This is a genomic window from Acinetobacter legionensis, from assembly GCF_048551735.1.
Taxonomy (GTDB): domain Bacteria; phylum Pseudomonadota; class Gammaproteobacteria; order Pseudomonadales; family Moraxellaceae; genus Acinetobacter.
On sequence record NZ_JBIMBV010000010.1, the window covers coordinates 16,838 to 37,693 of the forward strand.

At 36.0% G+C, this 20,856-nt stretch carries 18 protein-coding genes and 1 pseudogene; 10 read left to right on the forward strand and 9 right to left on the reverse strand.

Annotated elements, in window-relative coordinates; all coding sequences use genetic code 11:
• Positions 1 to 590: 590 nt before the first annotated feature.
• The 3 genes from ACG9ZL_RS10560 to ACG9ZL_RS10570 form a co-directional block, all read right to left on the reverse strand.
• A complete protein-coding gene (locus ACG9ZL_RS10560) occupies positions 591 to 1,022 on the reverse strand; it encodes a CBS domain-containing protein (protein WP_004822228.1) in 432 nt (143 codons plus the stop codon).
• Between the two features lie 146 nt (positions 1,023 to 1,168).
• Positions 1,169 to 1,546 (reverse strand): DUF2750 domain-containing protein, encoded by a 378-nt coding sequence (locus ACG9ZL_RS10565; protein WP_336950740.1) that lies wholly within the window; start codon positions 1,544 to 1,546, stop codon positions 1,169 to 1,171.
• A 179-nt stretch (positions 1,547 to 1,725) separates the two neighbouring features.
• The gene (locus tag ACG9ZL_RS10570) at positions 1,726 to 1,959 is read right to left on the reverse strand and encodes a hypothetical protein (protein ID WP_004719607.1); all 234 of its coding nucleotides are present in this window, start codon (positions 1,957 to 1,959) and stop codon (positions 1,726 to 1,728) included.
• Positions 1,960 to 2,181: 222 nt separating this feature from the next.
• On the opposite strand from ACG9ZL_RS10570, the gene ACG9ZL_RS10575 reads away from it, so the two are divergent.
• Together ACG9ZL_RS10575 and ACG9ZL_RS10580 are read left to right on the forward strand one after the other, a co-directional pair.
• The gene (locus tag ACG9ZL_RS10575) at positions 2,182 to 2,541 is read left to right on the forward strand and encodes a hypothetical protein (protein WP_004822225.1); all 360 of its coding nucleotides are present in this window, start codon (positions 2,182 to 2,184) and stop codon (positions 2,539 to 2,541) included.
• Between the two features lie 249 nt (positions 2,542 to 2,790).
• Entirely contained in the window at positions 2,791 to 3,117 is a 327-nt protein-coding gene (locus tag ACG9ZL_RS10580; RefSeq protein ID WP_336950742.1) for a hypothetical protein, read from the forward strand.
• A 10-nt stretch (positions 3,118 to 3,127) separates the two neighbouring features.
• Here the strand turns inward: ACG9ZL_RS10580 and ACG9ZL_RS10585 are convergent, their stop codons facing one another.
• Positions 3,128 to 4,738, reverse strand: a complete 1,611-nt coding sequence (locus ACG9ZL_RS10585) for a M16 family metallopeptidase (RefSeq protein WP_419359961.1) — start codon at positions 4,736 to 4,738, stop codon at positions 3,128 to 3,130.
• A gap of 13 nt (positions 4,739 to 4,751) precedes the next feature.
• The gene (locus ACG9ZL_RS10590; protein ID WP_419359963.1) at positions 4,752 to 6,146 is read right to left on the reverse strand and encodes a M16 family metallopeptidase; all 1,395 of its coding nucleotides are present in this window, start codon (positions 6,144 to 6,146) and stop codon (positions 4,752 to 4,754) included.
• Positions 6,147 to 6,322: 176 nt separating this feature from the next.
• Between ACG9ZL_RS10590 and ftsY the strand changes: the two genes are divergently transcribed.
• The 5 genes and pseudogenes from ftsY (at position 6,323) to ACG9ZL_RS10615 (ending at position 12,946) form a co-directional block, all read left to right on the forward strand.
• Positions 6,323 to 7,429, forward strand: a complete 1,107-nt coding sequence (gene ftsY, locus ACG9ZL_RS10595) for a signal recognition particle-docking protein FtsY (protein ID WP_336950744.1) — start codon at positions 6,323 to 6,325, stop codon at positions 7,427 to 7,429.
• A 412-nt stretch (positions 7,430 to 7,841) separates the two neighbouring features.
• On the forward strand, positions 7,842 to 8,435 hold the full coding sequence (locus ACG9ZL_RS10600) for a nitroreductase family protein (RefSeq protein ID WP_004719619.1): 594 nt from the start codon (positions 7,842 to 7,844) through the stop codon (positions 8,433 to 8,435).
• 729 nt (positions 8,436 to 9,164) lie between these two features.
• Positions 9,165 to 11,327, forward strand: a complete 2,163-nt coding sequence (locus ACG9ZL_RS10605) for a malate synthase G (RefSeq protein ID WP_419359965.1) — start codon at positions 9,165 to 9,167, stop codon at positions 11,325 to 11,327.
• A gap of 190 nt (positions 11,328 to 11,517) precedes the next feature.
• Positions 11,518 to 12,138: a 2OG-Fe(II) oxygenase gene (locus ACG9ZL_RS10610; protein ID WP_004719624.1), complete on the forward strand. Its 621-nt coding sequence runs from the start codon at positions 11,518 to 11,520 to the stop codon at positions 12,136 to 12,138.
• Between the two features lie 143 nt (positions 12,139 to 12,281).
• A pseudogene (locus tag ACG9ZL_RS10615) lies at positions 12,282 to 12,946 on the forward strand (SOS response-associated peptidase family protein).
• A gap of 9 nt (positions 12,947 to 12,955) precedes the next feature.
• Here ACG9ZL_RS10615 and ACG9ZL_RS10620 read toward each other — a convergent pair.
• Complete coding sequence (locus ACG9ZL_RS10620) at positions 12,956 to 13,420, reverse strand: MarR family winged helix-turn-helix transcriptional regulator (protein ID WP_336950748.1); 465 nt, start codon at positions 13,418 to 13,420, stop codon at positions 12,956 to 12,958.
• Between the two features lie 962 nt (positions 13,421 to 14,382).
• Between ACG9ZL_RS10620 and ACG9ZL_RS10625 the strand changes: the two genes are divergently transcribed.
• Positions 14,383 to 15,924, forward strand: coding sequence for a TerC family protein (locus tag ACG9ZL_RS10625; RefSeq protein ID WP_336950749.1), 1,542 nt, complete (start codon positions 14,383 to 14,385; stop codon positions 15,922 to 15,924).
• Positions 15,925 to 16,047: 123 nt separating this feature from the next.
• Here ACG9ZL_RS10625 and ACG9ZL_RS10630 read toward each other — a convergent pair whose 3' ends face one another.
• Entirely contained in the window at positions 16,048 to 16,905 is an 858-nt protein-coding gene (locus ACG9ZL_RS10630) for an alpha/beta hydrolase family protein (RefSeq protein ID WP_419359967.1), read from the reverse strand.
• Positions 16,906 to 17,032: 127 nt separating this feature from the next.
• Here ACG9ZL_RS10630 and ACG9ZL_RS10635 point away from each other — a divergent pair, with 127 nt between their 5' ends.
• Positions 17,033 to 17,491, forward strand: coding sequence for a hypothetical protein (locus ACG9ZL_RS10635; protein WP_419327349.1), 459 nt, complete (start codon positions 17,033 to 17,035; stop codon positions 17,489 to 17,491).
• Between the two features lie 52 nt (positions 17,492 to 17,543).
• Here the strand turns inward: ACG9ZL_RS10635 and ACG9ZL_RS10640 are convergent, their stop codons facing one another.
• Together ACG9ZL_RS10640 and brnQ are read right to left on the reverse strand one after the other, a co-directional pair.
• Positions 17,544 to 17,780, reverse strand: a complete 237-nt coding sequence (locus tag ACG9ZL_RS10640) for a hypothetical protein (RefSeq protein WP_336950752.1) — start codon at positions 17,778 to 17,780, stop codon at positions 17,544 to 17,546.
• Positions 17,781 to 18,426: 646 nt separating this feature from the next.
• Positions 18,427 to 19,719 carry a branched-chain amino acid transport system II carrier protein gene (gene brnQ / locus ACG9ZL_RS10645; protein ID WP_419327348.1) on the reverse strand — a complete coding sequence of 431 codons (1,293 nt, stop codon included), beginning with the start codon at positions 19,717 to 19,719 and terminating at the stop codon, positions 18,427 to 18,429.
• A 326-nt stretch (positions 19,720 to 20,045) separates the two neighbouring features.
• Here brnQ and map point away from each other — a divergent pair, with 326 nt between their 5' ends.
• Positions 20,046 to 20,840 carry a type I methionyl aminopeptidase gene (gene map / locus ACG9ZL_RS10650; protein ID WP_419359969.1) on the forward strand — a complete coding sequence of 265 codons (795 nt, stop codon included), beginning with the start codon at positions 20,046 to 20,048 and terminating at the stop codon, positions 20,838 to 20,840.
• Positions 20,841 to 20,856 lie beyond the last annotated feature (16 nt).

Sequence of the window (20,856 nt, forward strand, 5' to 3'; positions counted from 1 at the left end):
ATTGTTTATAGCTATATTAATTAAAGACATGCAACTCAAAATAGATGATTATTTGTAATATATTAAAATAAAAAAATTTGATATTTTATAGCTAATCTGTAAAAAACTCAGACATAAGAGTAGAATTTCTATTAATTAATATTCAAATAAATCAATTGCATGAGAAAAATAATTTATTTGAATATAAACACGCTTGCAATGCCACACCATACATTCAAAGCTTAAATGCCTTTGCGTAGGCGATGCCTCACTTTTCGTAGGAGTTGCTAAACTTTGCGCTGCAAACCAAGTAGTGTTTTGTTTCTGCTGATGTTAGGCGAGGGGTACGTCCTTTAGGTCCCTCAACGGAAACATACTAGTCGCCCCTTAGAAGGATAACCATCTAGGGTTCAAAAATACCAAAAATGAATTGATCCCCCAACAGTTTTTAAAAGTCCATACAAAAAATGTGCTTCATTTCTGATCAATGACTTGATGGAAGTCATTTGTTTGAATAAATAGGCAGTTTTGATTATAACTTAGCTGTTAGTTTTCTAAGCACAAGAAAAAACCCTCCACATGGAGGGAGGGTTGTATTTTTATAATTTAACTTAACCTGAAATATATTGTCTTAACTGTTCAATCAATTTTCTTTGATCTTCCATCGTAGCTTTGACTAAATCGCCAATAGAAACAAACCCAACCAGTGTTTCGCCTTCAATTACAGGTAAATGGCGTAGGTGTCCGTCAGTCATTAAATTTAAACATTCTTCAACGGTATGGCCACGGGTCACAGAAATCACTCTAGAGGTCATAATTTCAGCGACTGTTGTATGGTCAGATGTACGCTGCATAAGCGCAATTTTACGTGTATAGTCGCGTTCAGAAAGAATTCCAACGACCTTTGTATCTTGAGTGACAACCACAGCACCAATACCTTTGTTTGCCATAAGTGTAATGGCTTCTAATACTGTGGCAGAGGGTGAAATCGTATAAATTTCACGACCAATCTTATCTTGGATTACTTGTGCTACTGTCGTCATAATTATTCTTCCTTTTCTAGGGTACTTACCAATCTGCACACCTTTAAATTAACTGTATTTTTTAACTTTGCAAATACTTGGCAGTCATAAAATATAAAGTTTATTTTTTACAACAATTTTAAACCGATAAAAATATATCTTCGCCTTTAAGTCGTTTGAAATTGAACATGACTATGAAAAAAGAAATGTTCCATTTGAGACGTTGAGAGTTTAAATTTTCGAGATGAAGAATTAAACAATGCTGGCATGATATTGAGCCGTGTTAACGTGGGTAACAGCGAGTCTCTAAAATCTTTAGGTGTTATTCTACGTGGGGTGTAGTGGGGCCAATGAATCTTTGCATACTGATGGGCTTGAACAGCATTTAGCCAAAAAGGAAAATAAACTTCATTTGAACCAGACTTCATTGCCCAGCCATCATGGTAAAGTCCCCAAAGTACACCACAATACATGAGTGATTTTAAAATAGAAATTTTAATAAACAATTCATTCGAAATGGGCTGAAGATGAATATACTTTTTCATAATTAATAATCTTATTTAGTACATTGCCTATTGTAGTTGAAATTCTTATAAGAACTGTTGGTGCTTTATGCTCAATCGTAAGCATTTATTAAAACAATAAAAAATGTATTGAAAACGTAATGATTTATTAAAAAATAAAAATGATAGGGCAAAAAAAACGCCACCTAAGTGACGTTTTATTATGCTTGCATGGTTGCCATCTTTTGCCAATATTGGGCTTTTAGAGAATCACGTTCAACGCGGAAACCTTGGTAGTAAAGTTCTGCAAGAAACATTGCTGCTTTACCATGGCCAGCCTTCGCCGCATCTTCTAATGCTTTTACTGCTTCTACAAAGTTCATTTCACATTGGATTGTATTTACAGCATCTGCATAAACATGTTCTAAGTCTTGGTGAGAGATCTGATGAATCATATATAACTCCTTATTGTAATTATGATCTTTTAACATAGCTCCCCAACGGAGCTTATACTTAACTAATCTAACTTAACTTTATTAAACTAATATTACAATTAGCCTTGTTTGTCAAGTGATTTGAAATCTATGCTTGACGAAGATAAGATTACATGATTAAACATTAATCAGAAATAATATTTATTAAAATCAATATGAGAATTAAGACAAAGGGAGAGCAAAATGACAAACACTATAGATGGCTTTATTTTTGATGTACCCGCTGCTGAGTCTCAGATCGTAGAATTAGCTCAGTATCACCGTAAACAACTGGATGAGGCAATTTATCATCAAGAAATCCATCTTGGGGATTATTGTTTAGCCCAGCGTAAACGCGTGTACGATTATACCCGAAACTTAAATCCAGTGCAAAAAGCAGGTTTTTACCGAATCTATGATGGCGAATTGAGGCGTCTTGCTGATGATGATGATTTGCACCCTGCGCATGCAGAGGGTGGAGTGAGTATCTTTGCTGTCAGCATTGCATTGGCAATTATCGCGATTATTTTGTATTTCGCATTCTTACGTGCAACGATCCTTTAATTGGTACTAATATTGAAGTGATTCACGAGTTGCTTAACTTTACTCAAGCCCTTTTCTTGAATATGAGAAGAGGGCTTTAACTTTCATCTCTACACGCTATGATATCTATGATGGGATTATTAAGCGCTGTCGTACTATCTATCAATTTTGATCTTAAAGATCATCTTACAACCGATCTTCAGATGTCTTGAAGAAAGCCCTATATTTTTATGGTCAGGATGATAAACTATCTGTAATTAGAGGTAGTTCATGCAAAAATTCAAAGATTATTTTCAAAAATTATTCTATTCATTCCCTGTGGAAAAAATCTTGAATTGTTTTGTTGCTGTAATCATCGCATTGATGATTTTTCTTGCAATACTGGCTTTAACACGCCCAATTAATCCAAATCAATACAAATATGTTTTGCAATATTCACAACAAGCAAGCAATCCAAAGACACAAAAGATTGCCAATCAATTACGCAGCCAAGATCGTATTTATGTGGTTGAATATTTACGTCTATTACGTGCCTACCATTTTGAAAATCAACAAGTAAAACGATATCCAGCTGTGGATAGTAAAGATCCGCAATAATGGATAATATTTATTTGACTGATCCAGCTTGCGTACGAATAGTTTTTTGAATGATCAAAGTCGGGACATCCGGCATGGTATGCGTATCCATTTGCTGGTTTTGATTTGAACTGGATTGCTCTGGGGTGGTTAAATCAGCCTTCAACATGTCTTTTAACGCATTCTGATCCAGTATCGGTGCAACAACAACCAAAGTGAGACGGTCTGCACGAAGATGTTTTTGAATAGCTTTTTGAACTTGTTTGGTGGTAACTTGACTCAATTGCTTTTGATATTGGGTTAAATAATCCGCAGGAAGTTGATAAAAGCCAATCGATGCGATTTGTGCATTGATATTGGCATTGGAGCTGAAGGTCATTGGGAAAGAACGTAACATGCCTTCCTTAGTTTCTTCGAGCTGTTTTCTTTGTATTGGATTTTTTACAAAATCGCGTAAGGCCTGATGTGTAACTTTGATACTCTCCATCAATTGATTTTGTTCAGTGGAATAACTCAAGCTGAAGAAACCTTGAGCCATTGTGGAGGTCAAATTGCTATAAGCTCCATAGGTATAACCCCGTTTAACTCGAAGTTCTTTCATTAAAATGGAATTAAATCCACTTCCGCCAAACATTTGATTGGCGACTTCTAGTGCAACACGATCTGGATCACTGCGCTGAATCGCCAAGTGTCCCATCATTACGTTGGCTTGGGTTGAGTTAAACGGGATGTAATGGATATTAAAATCATCTTGATCTTGTGGTTCAGGAAGTGCTTGTGCAGCTTCACCTTGGGTGAGGTTTTGACTGATTAAATTGGCCAGTTGAGTTGCATCGGCTGAAGTTAAATTACCAGTAATAGCAATATTCATGTTTTGGGCAACAAGCAGTTTTTGTCGATACGCTCTAAGTAGTTCTGGAGTAATTTTTTTTAGGCTCCCATTGGTGCCAACAGTGGGCTCGGCATAAGGATGTTGTCCATACAGAGCACGATAAAAGCGAATATTCATAATCCGACTTGGATTTTCTTGAATTTGCTTCTGCCCAACTTTGGTATTGTTTAATACAAGATTTAAACCCGATGGATTAAATTGTGCATGATTCAGCACATGTAGCATGGTATTGATGGCAGGGTTTAATTTTTCAGGATCTGATAAGACCCGAAGTCGGACGACAAACATATCACGGTACGCCGTAACACTAAATTGAGCACCTAATCCTTCAAATGTTGACGCAATTTGTTTTGCTGTATATTGATCTGTCCCTTCAGTGATCAGCTTGGCTGCCATATTTGCCATACCATACAAGCCTTTTCCTAGTGCTTCATCTTGTGACGAACCTGCATTAAAGGTGAGTTGAATATCCACAATAGGCAGGTCGGTGGCTGAAACAAAAAGTGTCCTGACTTTTTGGTTGTTGGAGAGGTCTTGAACAAATGGCGCTTGATACAGTTGATGTTTATCTAAATTTTTTAAGCTTTGTAAGGTCGAATTTGCTTTAAGTGTTGAATCATCTACAACAACCTCCGTTTCATCATGATTGTCTAATTCAACCTCCGCATGGTTAAGGGGGGAGTAGAGTAAGCTGATGAACACAAACAAGGGTATTTTTATCGAATAGGTCGAGAATGGATTAAAATTCATGAGAGATCCTTTTTTATTCTTTTGTACTTTCAGGCATTAAATACAAACTACTCAGATTGGCTTTGACAAAATAAATATTGGCAATTCGTTGTAAATCTTGTGGTGTCACTTTGTCATAATGTTTAGGTAATTCATCCATTAAACGAAAACTTAGGCCATTTACTTCCAAATTCCCAATCATATTGGCTTGTCCACCAATATCATCCTGACTATAGATTAAATTTGAAACGAAGTTGTTTTTGACACGATCGAGTTCAGTTTGATTGACCAATTCTGTTTTAAATAAATTCATCTCTTTTTCAATCGCTTTTTGTGCCTCATCCAGAGAAACATCATCACTTGGGATCGCGGAGATCATAAATAAACTGTCGCCACGATTATAGGGGTCATAACTGACACTGATTGCGGTCAGCACTTTCTTATCTCGAATCAGACGGTCTTGTAAACGAGCGGAGATTCCGCCATCCAGTAAGGACTGGATAATGGTTAGTGCGTAGGCATCTTGTGGGTTTTTTGCTGTGGCAATGGATTTGACATTCCAAGCCATAAATAAGTTGGGCACTTGTACTGGCAACTGCACTTCCATATGCCGATACCCCATTCGGTCAAACTCTAAAACATCATTACGGTCTGGAAGTTCCTTTTTGGGAATTGCTGCAAAATATTTTTCAACTTGTTTAAGTGCCTGTTCTGCATTGACATCTCCTACAATGACTAAAGTCGCATTATTGGGCGTGTACCATGTTTGATACCAATGTTTAAGATCATCCAGACGAATATTCTGTAGGTTTTTCATAAAGCCAATCACAGGTTGACGGTGGTGACTGGTTGGATAGGCGATCCATTTAAAACGTTCGTAGGCTAGATTTCGTGGATTATCATCTGTCCGTTGTCGTCTTTCCTCCATAACCACTTTGATTTCAGGATCAAAGTCTTGTTGTTTGAGGACCAGATTTGTCATACGGTCTGCTTCAAGTTCCAAAGCCAATGGAAAATACTTCTTGGGGTAAAGCTGATAATAGTTGGTGTAATTTGTATATGTGGCAGCGTTGGTGCGGCCACCATAAATACGACTTAAACGTGCAAACTCATCATCTGGAACCTTTTTAGTTCCTTTAAACATCATATGTTCAAGTACATGGGAAATACCAAGCACATTACCAGACTCATCACTACTGCCAACACCATACCAAATTTGAGTCATGACAATTGGAGAGCGATGATCTTCTCTGATAATCACTTTTAAACCATTTTTAAGTGTGGTTTCGAAAGTAGTCCTTGAAAGTTGGCTTTGAGGTGCTGCCTGAAGTTGAGTATTTATCGTGCTTAATGATAAAAAGAAGATTGGCGCAATGATAACTTTGGATTGTCTAAGAAGATTAAAGAATCTAGATTTCAGAATATACACAGATAACCCAAAAAATTATTTTAAATTTAGAACTATTCTTAAAAAATTAATGATTTAAAGCAAGGTTAGAATGTTGCATTTTGGTTTGCTTGTTTTATCGCTGCTTTAACTCTAAAAATGATGCAATCTATGCTAAACTCATTCTTTTTTAACGCTATGCTTTTCAAGGAATCGGCATGCAAGAACAGCAAAATAAATTCTTGATTGATGCGGATATCGGGGATGACGATGTCACATTACCTAGTTTACCAGCCGTCAATGTGCCTATTATTGAAAATAATGTAGAAACACCTAAAGCGGAACCTATTCAAACTGAAAGCCAAGCCGCACAGATTGAATCAGCTGATGAAAAATCCAAAGGTGGCTTTTTTAGTCGCATGAAAGAAGGTTTGACCAAATCGCGTAAAAGCCTTGCCGATGGTATGGTTAATATCCTGATTGGTGGTAAAGAAATTGATGATGAGTTGCTTGAAGAGGTAGAAGAGCAACTTTTGGTTGCTGATATCGGGGTAGAGGCGACTAAAACCATTATTACGAACTTGACTGAGCGTACGGAACGTGGTGATTTAATTTACTCACATTCATTGTATAAAGCGCTACAAGAAGAGCTAGTTGCTTTACTTGCGCCTCGTGTAAAACCATTGCATATCGATCCCAATAAAAATCCATTTGTGATTTTAGTGGTGGGTGTAAATGGTGTAGGTAAAACAACCACGATTGGTAAATTAGCCAAACGTTTACAAGGCGAAGGCAAGAAAGTCATGCTTGCAGCAGGAGATACCTTCCGTGCAGCAGCAACTGAACAACTTCAAATCTGGGGTGAACGTAACAATATTGCTGTCGTGGCTCAAGGCCATGGTGCAGATAGTGCTTCAGTCATTTTTGATGCCTTTGAAAGTGCTCGTGCCAAAGGTGTGGATGTTTTAATTGCCGATACAGCAGGGCGTTTGCATAACAAAAGTAACTTGATGTCTGAATTGACCAAAGTAAAACGTGTTATGCAAAAAATTGATGCAACTGCGCCACATGAAGTGATGTTGGTGGTGGATGCTGGTACTGGTCAAAATGCGATTAACCAAGTTGAAATGTTTGATGAAGCTGTAGGTTTAACTGGTTTAACCATTACCAAATTAGATGGAACTGCAAAGGGTGGTGTGTTGTTTAATATTGCCAGCCGTACCCATGTACCAATTCGATATATTGGTGTCGGGGAAAAGATAGATGATTTACGTCCATTCTCTGCAAAATCGTTTGTCGCAGCATTATTTGAAACAGATAAGTAATTTAGAAAACTATTTATCTTCAATGAGACTCCGCTTTATGCGGAGTTTTTTATTTTTTTAAGACTGGGGCTCTTGATAGTATGTTATTGGAAGAAGACATTATAAGAATGTCATTGAGTTGTATTTTAATACTATGTCTAGAATCGTATGTCGAAATTTGCATATTTTTACCACAAAATAAGTAATGAAAAGCCCATAGGAAATTTGACATATTCTTATCGTTTTAAAGTACAAAGTACCTTAAAAAGGGGTTACAGAAACACAATGGCATTTTAAAAGACCCAATTTCACATATTGTTCTAAATATAGAACACATTGTTATGTATATAAGCATGACGAAACTAAGAATGATGCAATACACTCAAACCATGTTAAATAACACGACCCATTTGGTCATAGAAGGATTAACACCATGTCATTTTTAAATCAAATCAAACAACGCCGTACAATTTATGCAATTGGTAGAGATTTAAGCTTAGACCAAGCGAAAATTGAAGAAATCATCAAAGATGCAATCAAGCATAGCCCATCTTCATTTAACTCACAGTCTTCTCGTGCTGTGATTTTATTTGGTGATTCACATGTTAAATTCTGGACAATCGTTTTAGAAACTTTACGTAAAATCGTTCCAGCTGAAGCATTTGAAGGAACTTCGGGTAAGATTAACAGCTTTATCGCTGGTGCTGGTTCAGTGTTGTTTTATGAAGATTTAAGTGTGATTAAAGCTTTACAAGAACAATTCCCATTATATGCAGACAATTTCCCAGTATGGTCTGAGCATTCAACAGGTATTGCTCAATTTGCAACTTGGACTGCATTGGCTGAAGCGGGTATAGGTGCTTCTTTACAACACTATAATCCAATCGTAGATGAAGAAGTGGCAGCAACATTTGATGTACCTGCAGACTGGAAACTTCGCGCACAATTAGTATTTGGTTCAATCGAAGCACCAGCGGGCGAAAAAACATTTATTGATGATGCAACACGTTTTAAAACTTTTAATTAAGTGAAGCATTTAGTTTTAAGTTGAGGTCTATCTCTTATTTAGCTTAGACCTTGCTATTCCAGAAACCTGTTTAGAATGAAAATTTTAAACAGGTTTTTTATGTGTAGCACTTTATCCGTGCTTGTCGCCAGATAATAGATAGACGCTGTATGATTAAAAGAGACAAATGTGTTTGCACAGCCACGTATTAGAATGAAACTTTAAATTTAATTTGTGTAGGGGATACCCCAGCTACACCTTGTAGGATTAAATAATGTAAAAAAGCATAAGTGCTTTAAAAAATTATGTGATTCCACCTTGTTGCTAAAGATTCTAATCATCTAAATTGAAACAATAAGATGAGATTTGAACAAATAGAAAAAAATATAAGTGAGTCGAACAATTCTTTACACAGAATTATGGATTGGTTTTATCGACATTTAGCGCTATTCATGGCTTAATCTTTGCTCAAGGAATAAAAGTGTATAAAAAATGGAGAAATTAGGGTTGATTCAGCACTTTGGTCTAATTTAGACATTTTAAAAAATTTATACACTGTTAAAAAGCGATTTAAGTTGATGATTTAGTTGATGGTGTTGCTGTATTTTTGATCGTTATTTTTTAAGTTAATATAGCTATTTTTTTAATTAAAATGATCACTATTTAGCAATGTGATAGTACTATTCAGCATGGTTTAAATCGGTATACTAGAAACTCTTGTTATAAAAAGTAGCAATATCAGGAAAGACAATGACTGCACGTATTCAAAAAGGCAAGTTAGCGATTGCTAAAGAACTTTACGATTTCATCGAAAATGAAGCACTACCAGGTTCTGGTTTAGATAGTGAAACATACTGGAAAAACTTTGAGCAAGTTGTTGTCGATCTTAGTCCTAAGAATAAGGCGCTTTTAGCGAAGCGTGACGAGATTCAGACTAAAATTGATGAATGGCACCGCAACAATAAATTTGAACTTCAAGCTTATAAAGCTTTCCTAAAAGAAATTGGCTACTTATTACCAGAAGTAGAAGATTTTCAAATCAGTACAGAAAATGTAGATGAAGAAATCGCATTATTGGCTGGTTCGCAATTGGTGGTACCTGTGCGGAATGCACGTTATTGCTTAAATGCGGCAAATGCGCGTTGGGGTTCTTTATACGATGCACTTTACGGTTTTGACGTGATATCTGAAGAAGGTGGCGCAGAAAAAGGTAAAGGCTATAACCCAGTTCGTGGCGATAAAGTTATCGCATTTGCAAAGAATTTCTTAAATGAAACATTCCCATTGGCGAATGGTTCACATGCAGATGCAACAAAATATGCTGTTGAGGGCAAAAAACTTGTTGTCACACTCAAAGATGGTTCAACCTCGACTTTGGCGAAAGAATCACAATTTGTCGGTTTCAATGGTGACGAATCTGCACCCGTTGAAATTGTACTTTTAAATAATGGCTTACACGTTGTTATTGAAATTGATGCAAATAGCCCAGTAGGCAAAACTGATGCAGCGGGTGTAAAAGATCTTGTTTTAGAAGCTGCTGTTACCACGATTCAAGATTTAGAAGATTCGATTGCTGCTGTAGATGCAGAAGAGAAAGTAGAAGGCTACCGTAACTGGTTAGGTCTAATGAAAGGTACGCTTGAAGAATCAATTGAGAAGAACGGTAAAACCGTTACGCGTACATTAAATAAAGATCGTACGCATAAGAACTTGATTGGTGGTGAAACAACACTTCATGGTCGTTCATTGATGCTTCTTCGTAACGTTGGTCATTTAATGACAAACCCTGCAATCCTTGTAGATGGTGCTGAAATCTACGAGGGTATTATGGATGCTTTAATCACACCATTACTGACTTTCGCAGACATCAAAGGTCAAAACGAAAACAAAAACTCACGTAAAGGGTCAATGTATATCGTTAAACCAAAAATGCATGGTCCAGAAGAAGTTGCATTTGCTGTCGAATTGTTTGAACGTGCTGAACAAGCGCTTGGTTTACCAGCGAAAACTTTGAAAATCGGGATTATGGATGAAGAGCGCCGTACATCTGTAAACTTGAAAAACTGTATTGCACAAGCAAAAGACCGTACAATTTTCATCAATACTGGTTTCATGGATCGTACAGGTGATGAAATTCATACCTTTATGGAAGCAGGTCCGTTCGTTCGTAAAGGCGAAGTGAAAAGCCAAATTTGGTTCCCAGCTTATGAAAACCGTAATGTTATGGTGGGTCTACAAGCAGGTTTACGTGGCAAAGCGCAGATTGGTAAAGGTATGTGGCCTAAACCTGACATGCTTTTAGACATGTATAAAACCAAAATTGAACATCCTGAAGCGGGTGCGAGCTGTGCATGGGTTCCTTCACCATCAGGTGCAGTGATTCACGCGATTCATTATCACCAATGTAATGTCTCAGCACGCCAACAAGAGTTATTGAAAACTGAAGCACTTCCGTTAGATGACTTGTTGACACCGCCTTTAGCGACAGATACAAACTGGACTGAAGAAGAGAAGACCAAAGAACTTGAAAATAACCTTCAAGGGATCTTGGGTTATGTTGTTCGTTGGGTTGATTTAGGTGTAGGTTGTTCTAAAGTGCCAGACATTAACAATGTCGGTTTAATGGAAGACCGTGCAACTTTGCGTATTTCTTCTCAACACGTTGCAAACTGGTTGCGTCATGGGATTGTGACTAAAGCGCAAGTTGAAGAAGTTATGCAGCGTATGGCGAAAATTGTTGATGAACAAAATGCCAACGATCCTGAATATAGCAACATGGCGCCTGGTTTTGATGGTTATGCATATAAAGCTGCTTATGATTTAGTATTCAAAGGTGGTGAACAACCGTCTGGCTATACTGAGCCATTATTACATGCATATCGCTTAAAGTTAAAAGGTTACACAGGCGATTAATTTTATCGTCTAATTTATTTTGTTTGATTATCAACAAAGCCTCTTCGGGGGCTTTATTCTTCTTATTGTTTATTTTAACTGTTGCTATGCTTTCATATATAAAATTTGTAGACGTGACTTTGAGTTTTAAGCCAATGATATAAAATCTCTGATACAATTTAAGGGAATTAATCATTAAGCTGAATTATAAATGACATCAATTCTGAAATTAGATGCGCTGAAGAATGCTGAAGTTGCGAGTACGCCATATCCGTATTTTGTAGTTGAAAATGCTTTGGCCGATAGTGAAGTCCAGGCAGTAATCCAAGACTTTCCTAAAATTGAACAAGGCGGAAGCTTTAACATCGAAGATGTAGAAATCAAGCCTAATTTCGATCGCTTTCTAAAATCATTGGATACACCAGAATTTCGTCAAATTTTAACAGATAAATTTGATGTCAATGTTATGGAACATCCGATGATGATTACTTTACGTGGCTACTCTCGTCAAAAAGATGGCCGGATTCACAGTGATTCAAAAAGCAAATTGTTGACGGTTTTAATCTATTTAAATGAATCTTGGGATGCGCCGAATGGACGTTTACGTATTCTCAATGACGATAAAGACATCAATAACTATGTGACAGAAATCAATGCAGGGCCAGGTTCACTGGTTGCATTTAAAGTGACTGACAATGGTTGGCATGGCTATATTCCTTATGAAGGGCAACGCCAATCCATTCAAATTAATTTTTTGACTAGCGAAAAAGCCAATGCAAAACATAAGTTTTTTCATGGTTTAAGCGCCAAAGTGAAAAAGATTTTTGGATAAAAGCAATGAGGGTAAACTTCGGTTTATCCTCAATTGAAATTGTGAATTGTTTCAATTTTTTATCAATGTCTAATGTTGTTATCAATAGATAGCGCGATAGATAAATTCAACAATTATAAATCAGTATCTTAAATCTTATTATCATGTGTGCTAATTTTAAACCGATCAGCTTAATACAAGTTCAGCAGCTTGGCTTGCCTGCAGTTCCTTTTCCGTATGAAGAAGAAATATTTCCCAGCTTTCAAACGCCGTTGCTATTTAAATCCAATCAAGGGATTGAATGGCGTTTAGTCAACTTTGGTTTAGTGCCAAAATGGGCTGAGGATAAAGATGTTGCAAAACATACATATAATGCAAGAAATGAAACTCTGATGGAAAAACGCAGTTTTGTTGAGGCTTTTAGCAAGTGCCAATTTGGTGTGATCGCCGTGACAGAGTTCTATGAATCCAAATATATCAATGGTCGACCACAACGATGGGGTGTACGGCGTAAAGATGGTCGGGCTTTTTATATTGCTGCACTTTATGAGATTACTCGATTAAAAACTGGTGAAGTTGTTCGTTCAGCCGCCATGATTAGTATGGATGCCCACCTGCATCCGATGATGAGTGAGTTTCATGAACCTCGGACAGACAAACGTTCGGTGGTAGTTATTCACATCATCGACTTGATGAATGGTTGGGCTTACAGCAGCCCAATATTTTGAGTTTTATTGAAGGGTTCCCTGTGGCTGAGTTTGAGTGTTTTTTTTGCCCCAAAAGATCGAATAACAAAAACTCGCCACAGTTGAACATCTTCGATGAATAGCCTTAAATATTAATGTGCAAGGTTCTTAAAAATAATTTTTAAGTTTTCCATGGTTTTTTCAATTTGAAGTGGTGTTAGACCTTCAAATGACTTTTCAAGTACAACACTCATTAAGTCATTTATTTTTTGCGTCATTTGTTGTCCAGCTTCTGTTAAATGTACTCTTGTGATACGCGCATCATTTTCACACGAGTAAGTATCAACAAATCCTTCCTCTTTTAAGCGATAAACAATTTTGGTTATCGTCGACATTTTTGAAACGATCATTTCTGAGAGCTCAGAGACACTTGCATCTGGTTTGGCTTCTAATGCAACCAACAATCGTCGTCTAGAATGGTCTACCCCATACTTTTTAAGTACGTGATCTAAATTTAAAACATACTGCGAATGTACTTGAGTGATCCAGTAGTATGGGAAATTTTCGATATTAAAATTTTCAGCTGCAGGTAAAAATTTTGCATATTTTTTAGTCATTTAAGGGTCCCTGTTTTTGTAATTATTGCCATATCTTAAGCGGTAATCATATTTTACTTTGAATACTTGAATCAATATGTGATAGATCACTTAAAGAAAAAAACAAGTAAAATCGACGAAATGTAAATTTTGCTTGAACTAAACTTAAGTTAAAGTATTTAGTAAAGGCATTGTACGACTGTCTATAGATAGATGGAAATCAGTAATACTTTGCGAAAACTTAGTCGCTTCTTCATGCAATTTAGAATGAATATAATTCATTCTCTAGTGTTGCCGTGGAATAGAAAGTTTTAAACCAACCCCAAAGGCAGATTTTATTAAATGTTAATGAAAGTCCTTGTGTCATAGTACGATCCTAAGTATTTCAGCTTGCCTAATTATGAAAATTACCAAGAAGATGTTGTTAAAAGCAAGCTCATTAGTTAAAAAAAATAACATCTTATGTTATTTTAACTGAAAAATAAAAGAAATCAACTTGGCTTAGCTCTAAATATTTTTTTTTGTTAAAATTTATTATATAAATTTATCAATTTTTTACTCTGTTAGTTGCCCTTATATCTAATTGAAAATAATTGATTAAATATAGTTATGATTAATATAGTCTACTAATTTAAAGGCTTCTACAAACATAGTTATACGTAATTTTTTACGAAAATACCAATGACATTTCTGTAATATTGATTGAAAAATAATTTGAATATGATGTATCGATATCTGTTAAAGACTATATTTGTAAAATGATGATTAGAAATACAGGGAATTTCCAGGTATCAGTCAGCTATACATATATATAAACTTAAATAAATGTAAATTTTTTATGAAAAATAATTACAAGCCTAAGATATTGTGCATAATTATAGCAATTTAGTTGAAAAGGTATCATTCATGGATCCGTCGTCTTGTAGGTCGAATTTATTTTTCTCCAATTTATATATTTATAATAATAAGCAGGAGATCTAATAATGGAATTTTTATTAGACCCTGGAATTTGGGTTGGTCTTTTAACCCTAATAGTTTTAGAAATTGTACTGGGTATTGATAACTTAGTCTTTATTGCCATTCTTGCAGATAAACTTCCTCCTGAACAAAGAGATAAAGCACGTATCATCGGCTTATCTCTAGCATTAATAATGCGTTTAGGTTTACTGTCTATTATTTCTTGGTTAGTGACATTAACTAAACCTCTGATTGAAATTGGTGGTCTCTCTTTCTCAGGACGGGATTTAATTCTATTATTTGGCGGGTTATTCCTCGTCTATAAAGCTGTCACTGAACTGCATGAAAAAATAGAGGGTAAGCCCGAGGTTAAAAGTTCAGGGGCTGTCGTTTATGCAAGCTTTTGGGCTGTTGTTGCCCAAATCATTGTTTTAGATGCTGTATTCTCTCTCGATTCAGTGATTACTGCGATTGGCATGGTCGATAATATTTACGTAATGATGGCAGCAGTAACAATTGCTGTTATTGTGATGCTGATTGCTTCTAAGCCATTAACATCTTTTGTCAATAAGCATCCTACTGTCGTGATTCTGTGCTTAAGCTTTTTATTATTGATTGGTGTGAGCTTAATTGCTGAAGGTTTTGGTTTCCATATTCCAAAAGGTTATATTTATTCGGGTATTGGTGTAGCTATTTTAATAGAAGCTTTTAACCAGTTTTCTAGCCGCAATGTTGAAAAACATCAGTCGAAAACACCATTGCGTCATCGTACTGCTGACTCAATTTTAAAATTGATGGGAAGCAAACTTGATGCAGATTTATTACAAAACCCTGAGACTTTAGCAGCACAAAAAGCCTTTGGTGATGAAGAGCGTTATATGGTCGGTGGAGTGTTAACGCTTGCAGAACGTTCAGTTGCATCAATCATGACCCCTAGAAATCAAATATCTTGGATTAATCTTGAGGATGATGCAGAGAGTATTCGTCAGCAAATTTTGGCTGTACCGCATAGTTTATTTCCTGTGTGTCGTGGACAATTAGATAAAGTGGTTACGGTTGTACGCGCTAAAGAGTTAATTGATGTACTGGATGAACCAGAGCAATTACAAGCCTTGCTTAAACGTAGTCGTCCGATTTTTATTTTTGAAAAAATGAAAGTGATTGATGCTATTCATACTTTAAGAACGTCTAAGGGTTCTTTAGTCTTGGTGAGTAATGAATTTGGTAATATCCAGGGTTTGATTTCTCCATTGGATGTGTTTGAAGCAATTGCTGGTGAATTCCCTGATGCAGATGAGCAGTTGGAATTAATTAAACTGGATGATACGACCTGGAAAGCCTCTGGCATGCTGGATTTGTATCAACTTGAGCTGGAACTTGGTATGTTGGATCTAGTTCAGGAAGACTCAGGCTATTTTAGCGTGGCAGGTTTGATTTTAGATAAAACCCAAGGCGAAGCAAAAGTAGGCACTCAGATTGAACAAGAGGGCATTTGGTTTGAAGTCATCGAAATGGATGAAAATCGGATCAAAACGGTAAAAATTACCCGTCCAGAGCAATTTTCGTAACTGTTTTGCGATTAAATCGTAAGCAGATATAAAAGACTAAAAAATGCCTCATTAATGAGGCATTTTTTTGAATAAAAAGAGCACTTAGATAGGATTACTGATCTAAGTACTTAAAACTAAAAATTAATTAAAAATATTTTTTGTCATAATTGGCCATAAATTTTGATGTGACTTCCTAAACATTAACATATGACCAATGGCTTTATGACCTGTATCTTTCGGTTTAAGCTCTATCATTTCAGTGGGGGCTTCTGGATACAAACGAAGTAGGTCTTTGACATTGGCTTCAGTGGCGATCTCATCGTCCGATGACCAATACACCGTAATTGGGCATTGAATTTCGTTGTGATAGTCCTCGAAAATAGTTTTACCTATAGCGTTCATCACATAACCGGGTTTACTGCAAAATTCCGCCCATTGTTTTGCAACATTTTTGGGTAAATTTTCTCCCATTCCTAAAAACTTAGTAGCACCATAGCCTTTGACTAAACTTGAAATAGGAAAGATCATGTTAAACATGACAGGTGCCATACGTTTGGTTCTCCCTCTAAGTCCTTTTACATGTCCTGTAGAGCCTGAAATTGCAATCACTTGAGCTACTTTCTTGTAGTTGGAAACAATGCCTAGTAATTGCCCCCCAGCACTATGACCTAAGAGTATGACTTGTTCTTTGCCTGTCTTATTCAGCAAAGTTTCAATAGCAGCAGGAATATCCAGTTGTCCCCAATCTTGGATACTTGCTGTGGACTGACGAATAGGACCATGTAAGGAGTCACCTATACCACGGAAATCGAAAACCAGTACATCTGAACCTTGTTGAGCAAGCCACTCTATAAAGTGATGATAAAAGCTCTGAGTAATACCTGTGGCAGGACAAACCAAAATAGGCAAACGATTAGTTGATTGTTTTGCCGGATAAAAACGTGCAGTTAAGCTATAGCTATCTGCACAAGTTATGGTTAAATTTTCAAATGTATTCATAACATTTCTATGAGTATGCTTTAATGATTACTTTACACAAGTTCCAAAAAGAAACTTGTTAAAAGTATGACTTCTGAGTCAAATGCAATAAAAAATATTTTAAGTAATTGGAATAAAGGTGTTTTAAATGGATTTTGTGAGTTTGGATTTGTCGGTAAAGTTAGCGTTAATATTTAGTGGAATTTATCTATGGGTAGGCATGTTGACAGGCGTTTGGAAGTATTACCAAATCAGCCGTTCAGAAATTGCCCGAGCGCATTATTATGTTGATATCGCACATCGCAGTAGTTTGCTTTATGCTCCAGCCACTTTGATTTTAGCGGTGATGGCCTATTGTTCAAGCTGGACTGAAACAATAAATTTGATATTTGTTTTGGTCAATTTATTCTTTTTTAGTTTTTCAATCGCCAGTTATGTTTTGCATGGTTTCTTGAAAGATACGACCAACCAATTTAAGCAACCACATCAATTAGGAACAGTGCAATTACCGAAAATATTGTTACGTATAGCAATGCTATTGTTGGTGTTAGGGGAGATTGTTGCGACTGGTGGATTATTACTTGGAATGTTTATTACTTTATTTTAATAGTTAATTTTTATAATTTTCTTATTTAAGATGGATGCATGGCATCCATCTTTTATTCTGTAATTTTCGCAAGTTTACGAGATTTATGGTCGACTACATCCCAAACATAGAAGGCAGCAGAAACGACTAATGCATAGGCAAAAAATTCAGGTTTTAAATTTCCTTGAATGAGTCCATGAATTAATAGTGTCATTAAAAGTGCAAGCGTTGTACTTAGATAGATGACCAGTTTCGTATTTGTCTTCAAAGAATTAATGAAGACTTGCTTATTGAAATGTATTGATAACATCTCCATCCCTCCTGTCTGCTCGACAAAAACCACATTGTTTTAGTCTGGATTGGTTTATTCAGTTGTACCATATCTAATAATTATTTCAAGAGCAAATACCTCTATTATTCAAAATAATTATGACATATTTATTACAAGTGATGATTATTTTATAAAAAATGAAAATATGTGTAATTTTTTTGATAAATGGCGTAATAGTTGTTGAAGTAGTGTGAGCTAGTTATCAAAATAAAATACAATAACTTAATAGGTCTTGAAAGTGTTTTCGACTAAAGTTGATAAAAAATTATGCAATATTTATGCAAAAATCGAAAAAAATGACTATTTTTTCAAAATAATTCAATTTTGGCATGGAGAACGGTTCACTCATTCAAAAAAAAGCAACAACGCGACTGAATTTATCTTTGTTGAATTAAAATTAAGTTTTAGTATTTTTAGCCAAATGTTTTTTATACGTAGAGCAAAGCTTGATTTGATCTATTCAGGTTCATTGATCACATGTTTGAAGCACTAAGATGGATCAAAGAACGCTTTAAAAATTGTGTCGCAAACAATAACGGCCTGTGGGGTAAACATGACAATTATTGATCACTGTTAAAATAAGATTTGGGTAAAATCAAATTTTAAGGATGATAATTAAAAAGCTTTATTTTTTAACTTTATCAATTACGACACAGATGATTAACACGATCAATGATGGGATCACCCATGCAAGGTTCTGTTCATTTAACGGTAAGTTTTGAATCATCAAAGGTAAGCTGTCTTTAAAGCTTGTGACTTTAATTCCTTCAATAAGACCAAATAAAAATGCAACGCCAGTAACAGGTGCGATAACCGTGGTTGGGTTATTGAATTTACCCCAAAAGAAGCTCAATAGAATGACCACAATTGCTGGTGGGTAAATTGCACTGAGTACAGGCACTGAAAAAGCAATCAGTTTGGTTAACCCTAGATTTGAAATCACCAATGAAAATAACACCAAAATAATCACTAAAACTTTATATGGAATTTTTGTCAATTCAGAGAAGTATTCAGCACATGCGCAGGTTAAGCCAATCGCAGTAACCATACATGCAATAAAAATCAAAGCTGTAAGGAATAAAGAGCCTAAGTCACCAAAAGCATGTTGAACATAAGCATGCAGGATCACTGCGCCATTCTCAGCATTTGGAGCAGCATCATGACTGCCTAAACCTAGTTTAAATAAGCTGAGATAAACCAGCGTTAAACCTACACCAGAAATCAAACTTGCAATAATGGCATATTTGGTTACGAGTTTTTTGTCTGTTACACCACGAGAATGGATGGCATGAATAATAACAATACCGAAAACCAAAGCACCTAAAGTGTCCATGGTTAAATAACCATTCACAAAACCTTCAGAAACAGGGCTGGTTGCGTAATTGTTGATTGCAGGAGAAATTGAACCAGTAGGGATCAGAAATGCTGCAATACCTAAAATTGCGAGTGCAACAATTTTTAGTGGTGCAAGAATATGACCCACTGTATCCAATAATTTATTTGGATAAAGAGAAACTAAAGTCACAAATGCAAAATAGATAACACTATAAATAAATAATGCTGTACCACCATTGCCAAAGTATGAGGAAAAACCAATTTCATAAGAAACAGTTGCGGTACGTGGTGTCGCGAATAATGGTCCAACCGAGAGATAACATACTACGGTCAGTATTAAACTTGCGACTTTACCTAAAGGCGAGCTTAAAATCGCAATAGAACCTTCAGTTTTAGAAAGTGCCATAATGGTAATAACAGGTAAGCCTACAGCCGTGATTAGAAAACCAAGCGCTGCGAGCCATACATGTTCACCGGCTTGTTGAGCAACAATGGGTGGAAAAATAATATTGCCTGCCCCAATAAATAAGGCAAAGGTCATAAAGCCTAAAGCAATAATATCCTTGGTACGGAGATTAGTCATAAACTGTGGTTGAAAAAGCAAAACAGCGATTTTAGTAGAAATAGCTTATTTTTTGTATTTTATTTTATGGATAATATTCCCATTTTTTATAAATTTTAACCAATTAGTTATATTGATTATATTTATGTGGATGATTCACAGTTAATTTTCAAAAATCAAAATTTTTAAAAAATATAGAGTGTGAAAGAACATTATATGGAGAAATTATACTTATTCTAAAATTTATGTGCTTGATTTTGCATTTTTATTGAATATGATAGGGGGTAAATTGCCCTAAACGTATTGAAAAGGCATATAATATTTTTTCACTTTTGCGGACAGATCCAATGAAAGCTTCTACAGTCACCATTAAAACCGAACAAGACCTTGAAAAATTAAGAGTGTCGGGGCGTTTAACTGCTCAAGTTTTAGCAATGATTGGTGAATATGTGAAGTCAGGGGTGACGACTGAGTATTTAGACGATATTTGCAATGATTTTATTGTCAATACGTTGAAAGTGATCCCTGCAAATATTGGATATTATGGTTATACCAAAACCACCTGTATTTCTCCAAATGAAGTGGTCTGTCACGGTATCCCATCAAAACACAAGGTTTTAAATGATGGTGATATTATCAATATAGATGTTGCGATTATCAAAGATGGTTATTTTGGTGATACCAGTCGTATGTACTATGTGGGTACAGTTAAACCTGAAGCGAAAAGACTGGTTGAAACGACTTATGAAGCGATGGTGGCTGGAATTCATATGGTTAAACCCGGTGCAACACTTGGGGATATTGGTCATGCGATTCAACAAGTTGGGCAACGTGAAGGTTATACGATCGTTCGTGAATATTGTGGTCATGGGATTGGTAAGATTTATCATGAGCAACCTAACGTATTACATTATGGTCAACCCGGGCAGGGCTTAGTGCTTAAAAAGGGTATGGTTTTTACCATTGAACCGATGATTAATGCGGGGAAATCCAGTGTCAAAGAGTTGAAAGATGGTTGGACTGTGGTCACTGCGGATAAGTCACTGTCAGCGCAATGGGAACATATGGTTGCAGTCACAGATACGGGCTTTGAGTTGCTTACACCGTGGCCTGAAGGCACTGGAAGCTACCCGGAAATTTGAACTTTAGACTTTAGTC

Coding starts and splice junctions, on each gene's coding strand:
- ACG9ZL_RS10560 (WP_004822228.1), bottom strand. CDS start 1,022: ATGACGACAGTAGCACAAGTAATCCAAGATAAGATTGGTCGTGAAATT.
- ACG9ZL_RS10565 (WP_336950740.1), bottom strand. CDS start 1,546: ATGAAAAAGTATATTCATCTTCAGCCCATTTCGAATGAATTGTTTATT.
- ACG9ZL_RS10570 (WP_004719607.1), bottom strand. CDS start 1,959: ATGATTCATCAGATCTCTCACCAAGACTTAGAACATGTTTATGCAGAT.
- ACG9ZL_RS10575 (WP_004822225.1), top strand. CDS start 2,182: ATGACAAACACTATAGATGGCTTTATTTTTGATGTACCCGCTGCTGAG.
- ACG9ZL_RS10580 (WP_336950742.1), top strand. CDS start 2,791: ATGCAAAAATTCAAAGATTATTTTCAAAAATTATTCTATTCATTCCCT.
- ACG9ZL_RS10585 (WP_419359961.1), bottom strand. CDS start 4,738: ATGAATTTTAATCCATTCTCGACCTATTCGATAAAAATACCCTTGTTT.
- ftsY (WP_336950744.1), top strand. CDS start 6,323: ATGCAAGAACAGCAAAATAAATTCTTGATTGATGCGGATATCGGGGAT.
- ACG9ZL_RS10600 (WP_004719619.1), top strand. CDS start 7,842: ATGTCATTTTTAAATCAAATCAAACAACGCCGTACAATTTATGCAATT.
- ACG9ZL_RS10605 (WP_419359965.1), top strand. CDS start 9,165: ATGACTGCACGTATTCAAAAAGGCAAGTTAGCGATTGCTAAAGAACTT.
- ACG9ZL_RS10610 (WP_004719624.1), top strand. CDS start 11,518: ATGACATCAATTCTGAAATTAGATGCGCTGAAGAATGCTGAAGTTGCG.
- ACG9ZL_RS10620 (WP_336950748.1), bottom strand. CDS start 13,420: ATGACTAAAAAATATGCAAAATTTTTACCTGCAGCTGAAAATTTTAAT.
- ACG9ZL_RS10625 (WP_336950749.1), top strand. CDS start 14,383: ATGGAATTTTTATTAGACCCTGGAATTTGGGTTGGTCTTTTAACCCTA.
- ACG9ZL_RS10630 (WP_419359967.1), bottom strand. CDS start 16,905: ATGAATACATTTGAAAATTTAACCATAACTTGTGCAGATAGCTATAGC.
- ACG9ZL_RS10635 (WP_419327349.1), top strand. CDS start 17,033: ATGGATTTTGTGAGTTTGGATTTGTCGGTAAAGTTAGCGTTAATATTT.
- ACG9ZL_RS10640 (WP_336950752.1), bottom strand. CDS start 17,780: ATGTTATCAATACATTTCAATAAGCAAGTCTTCATTAATTCTTTGAAG.
- brnQ (WP_419327348.1), bottom strand. CDS start 19,719: ATGACTAATCTCCGTACCAAGGATATTATTGCTTTAGGCTTTATGACC.
- map (WP_419359969.1), top strand. CDS start 20,046: ATGAAAGCTTCTACAGTCACCATTAAAACCGAACAAGACCTTGAAAAA.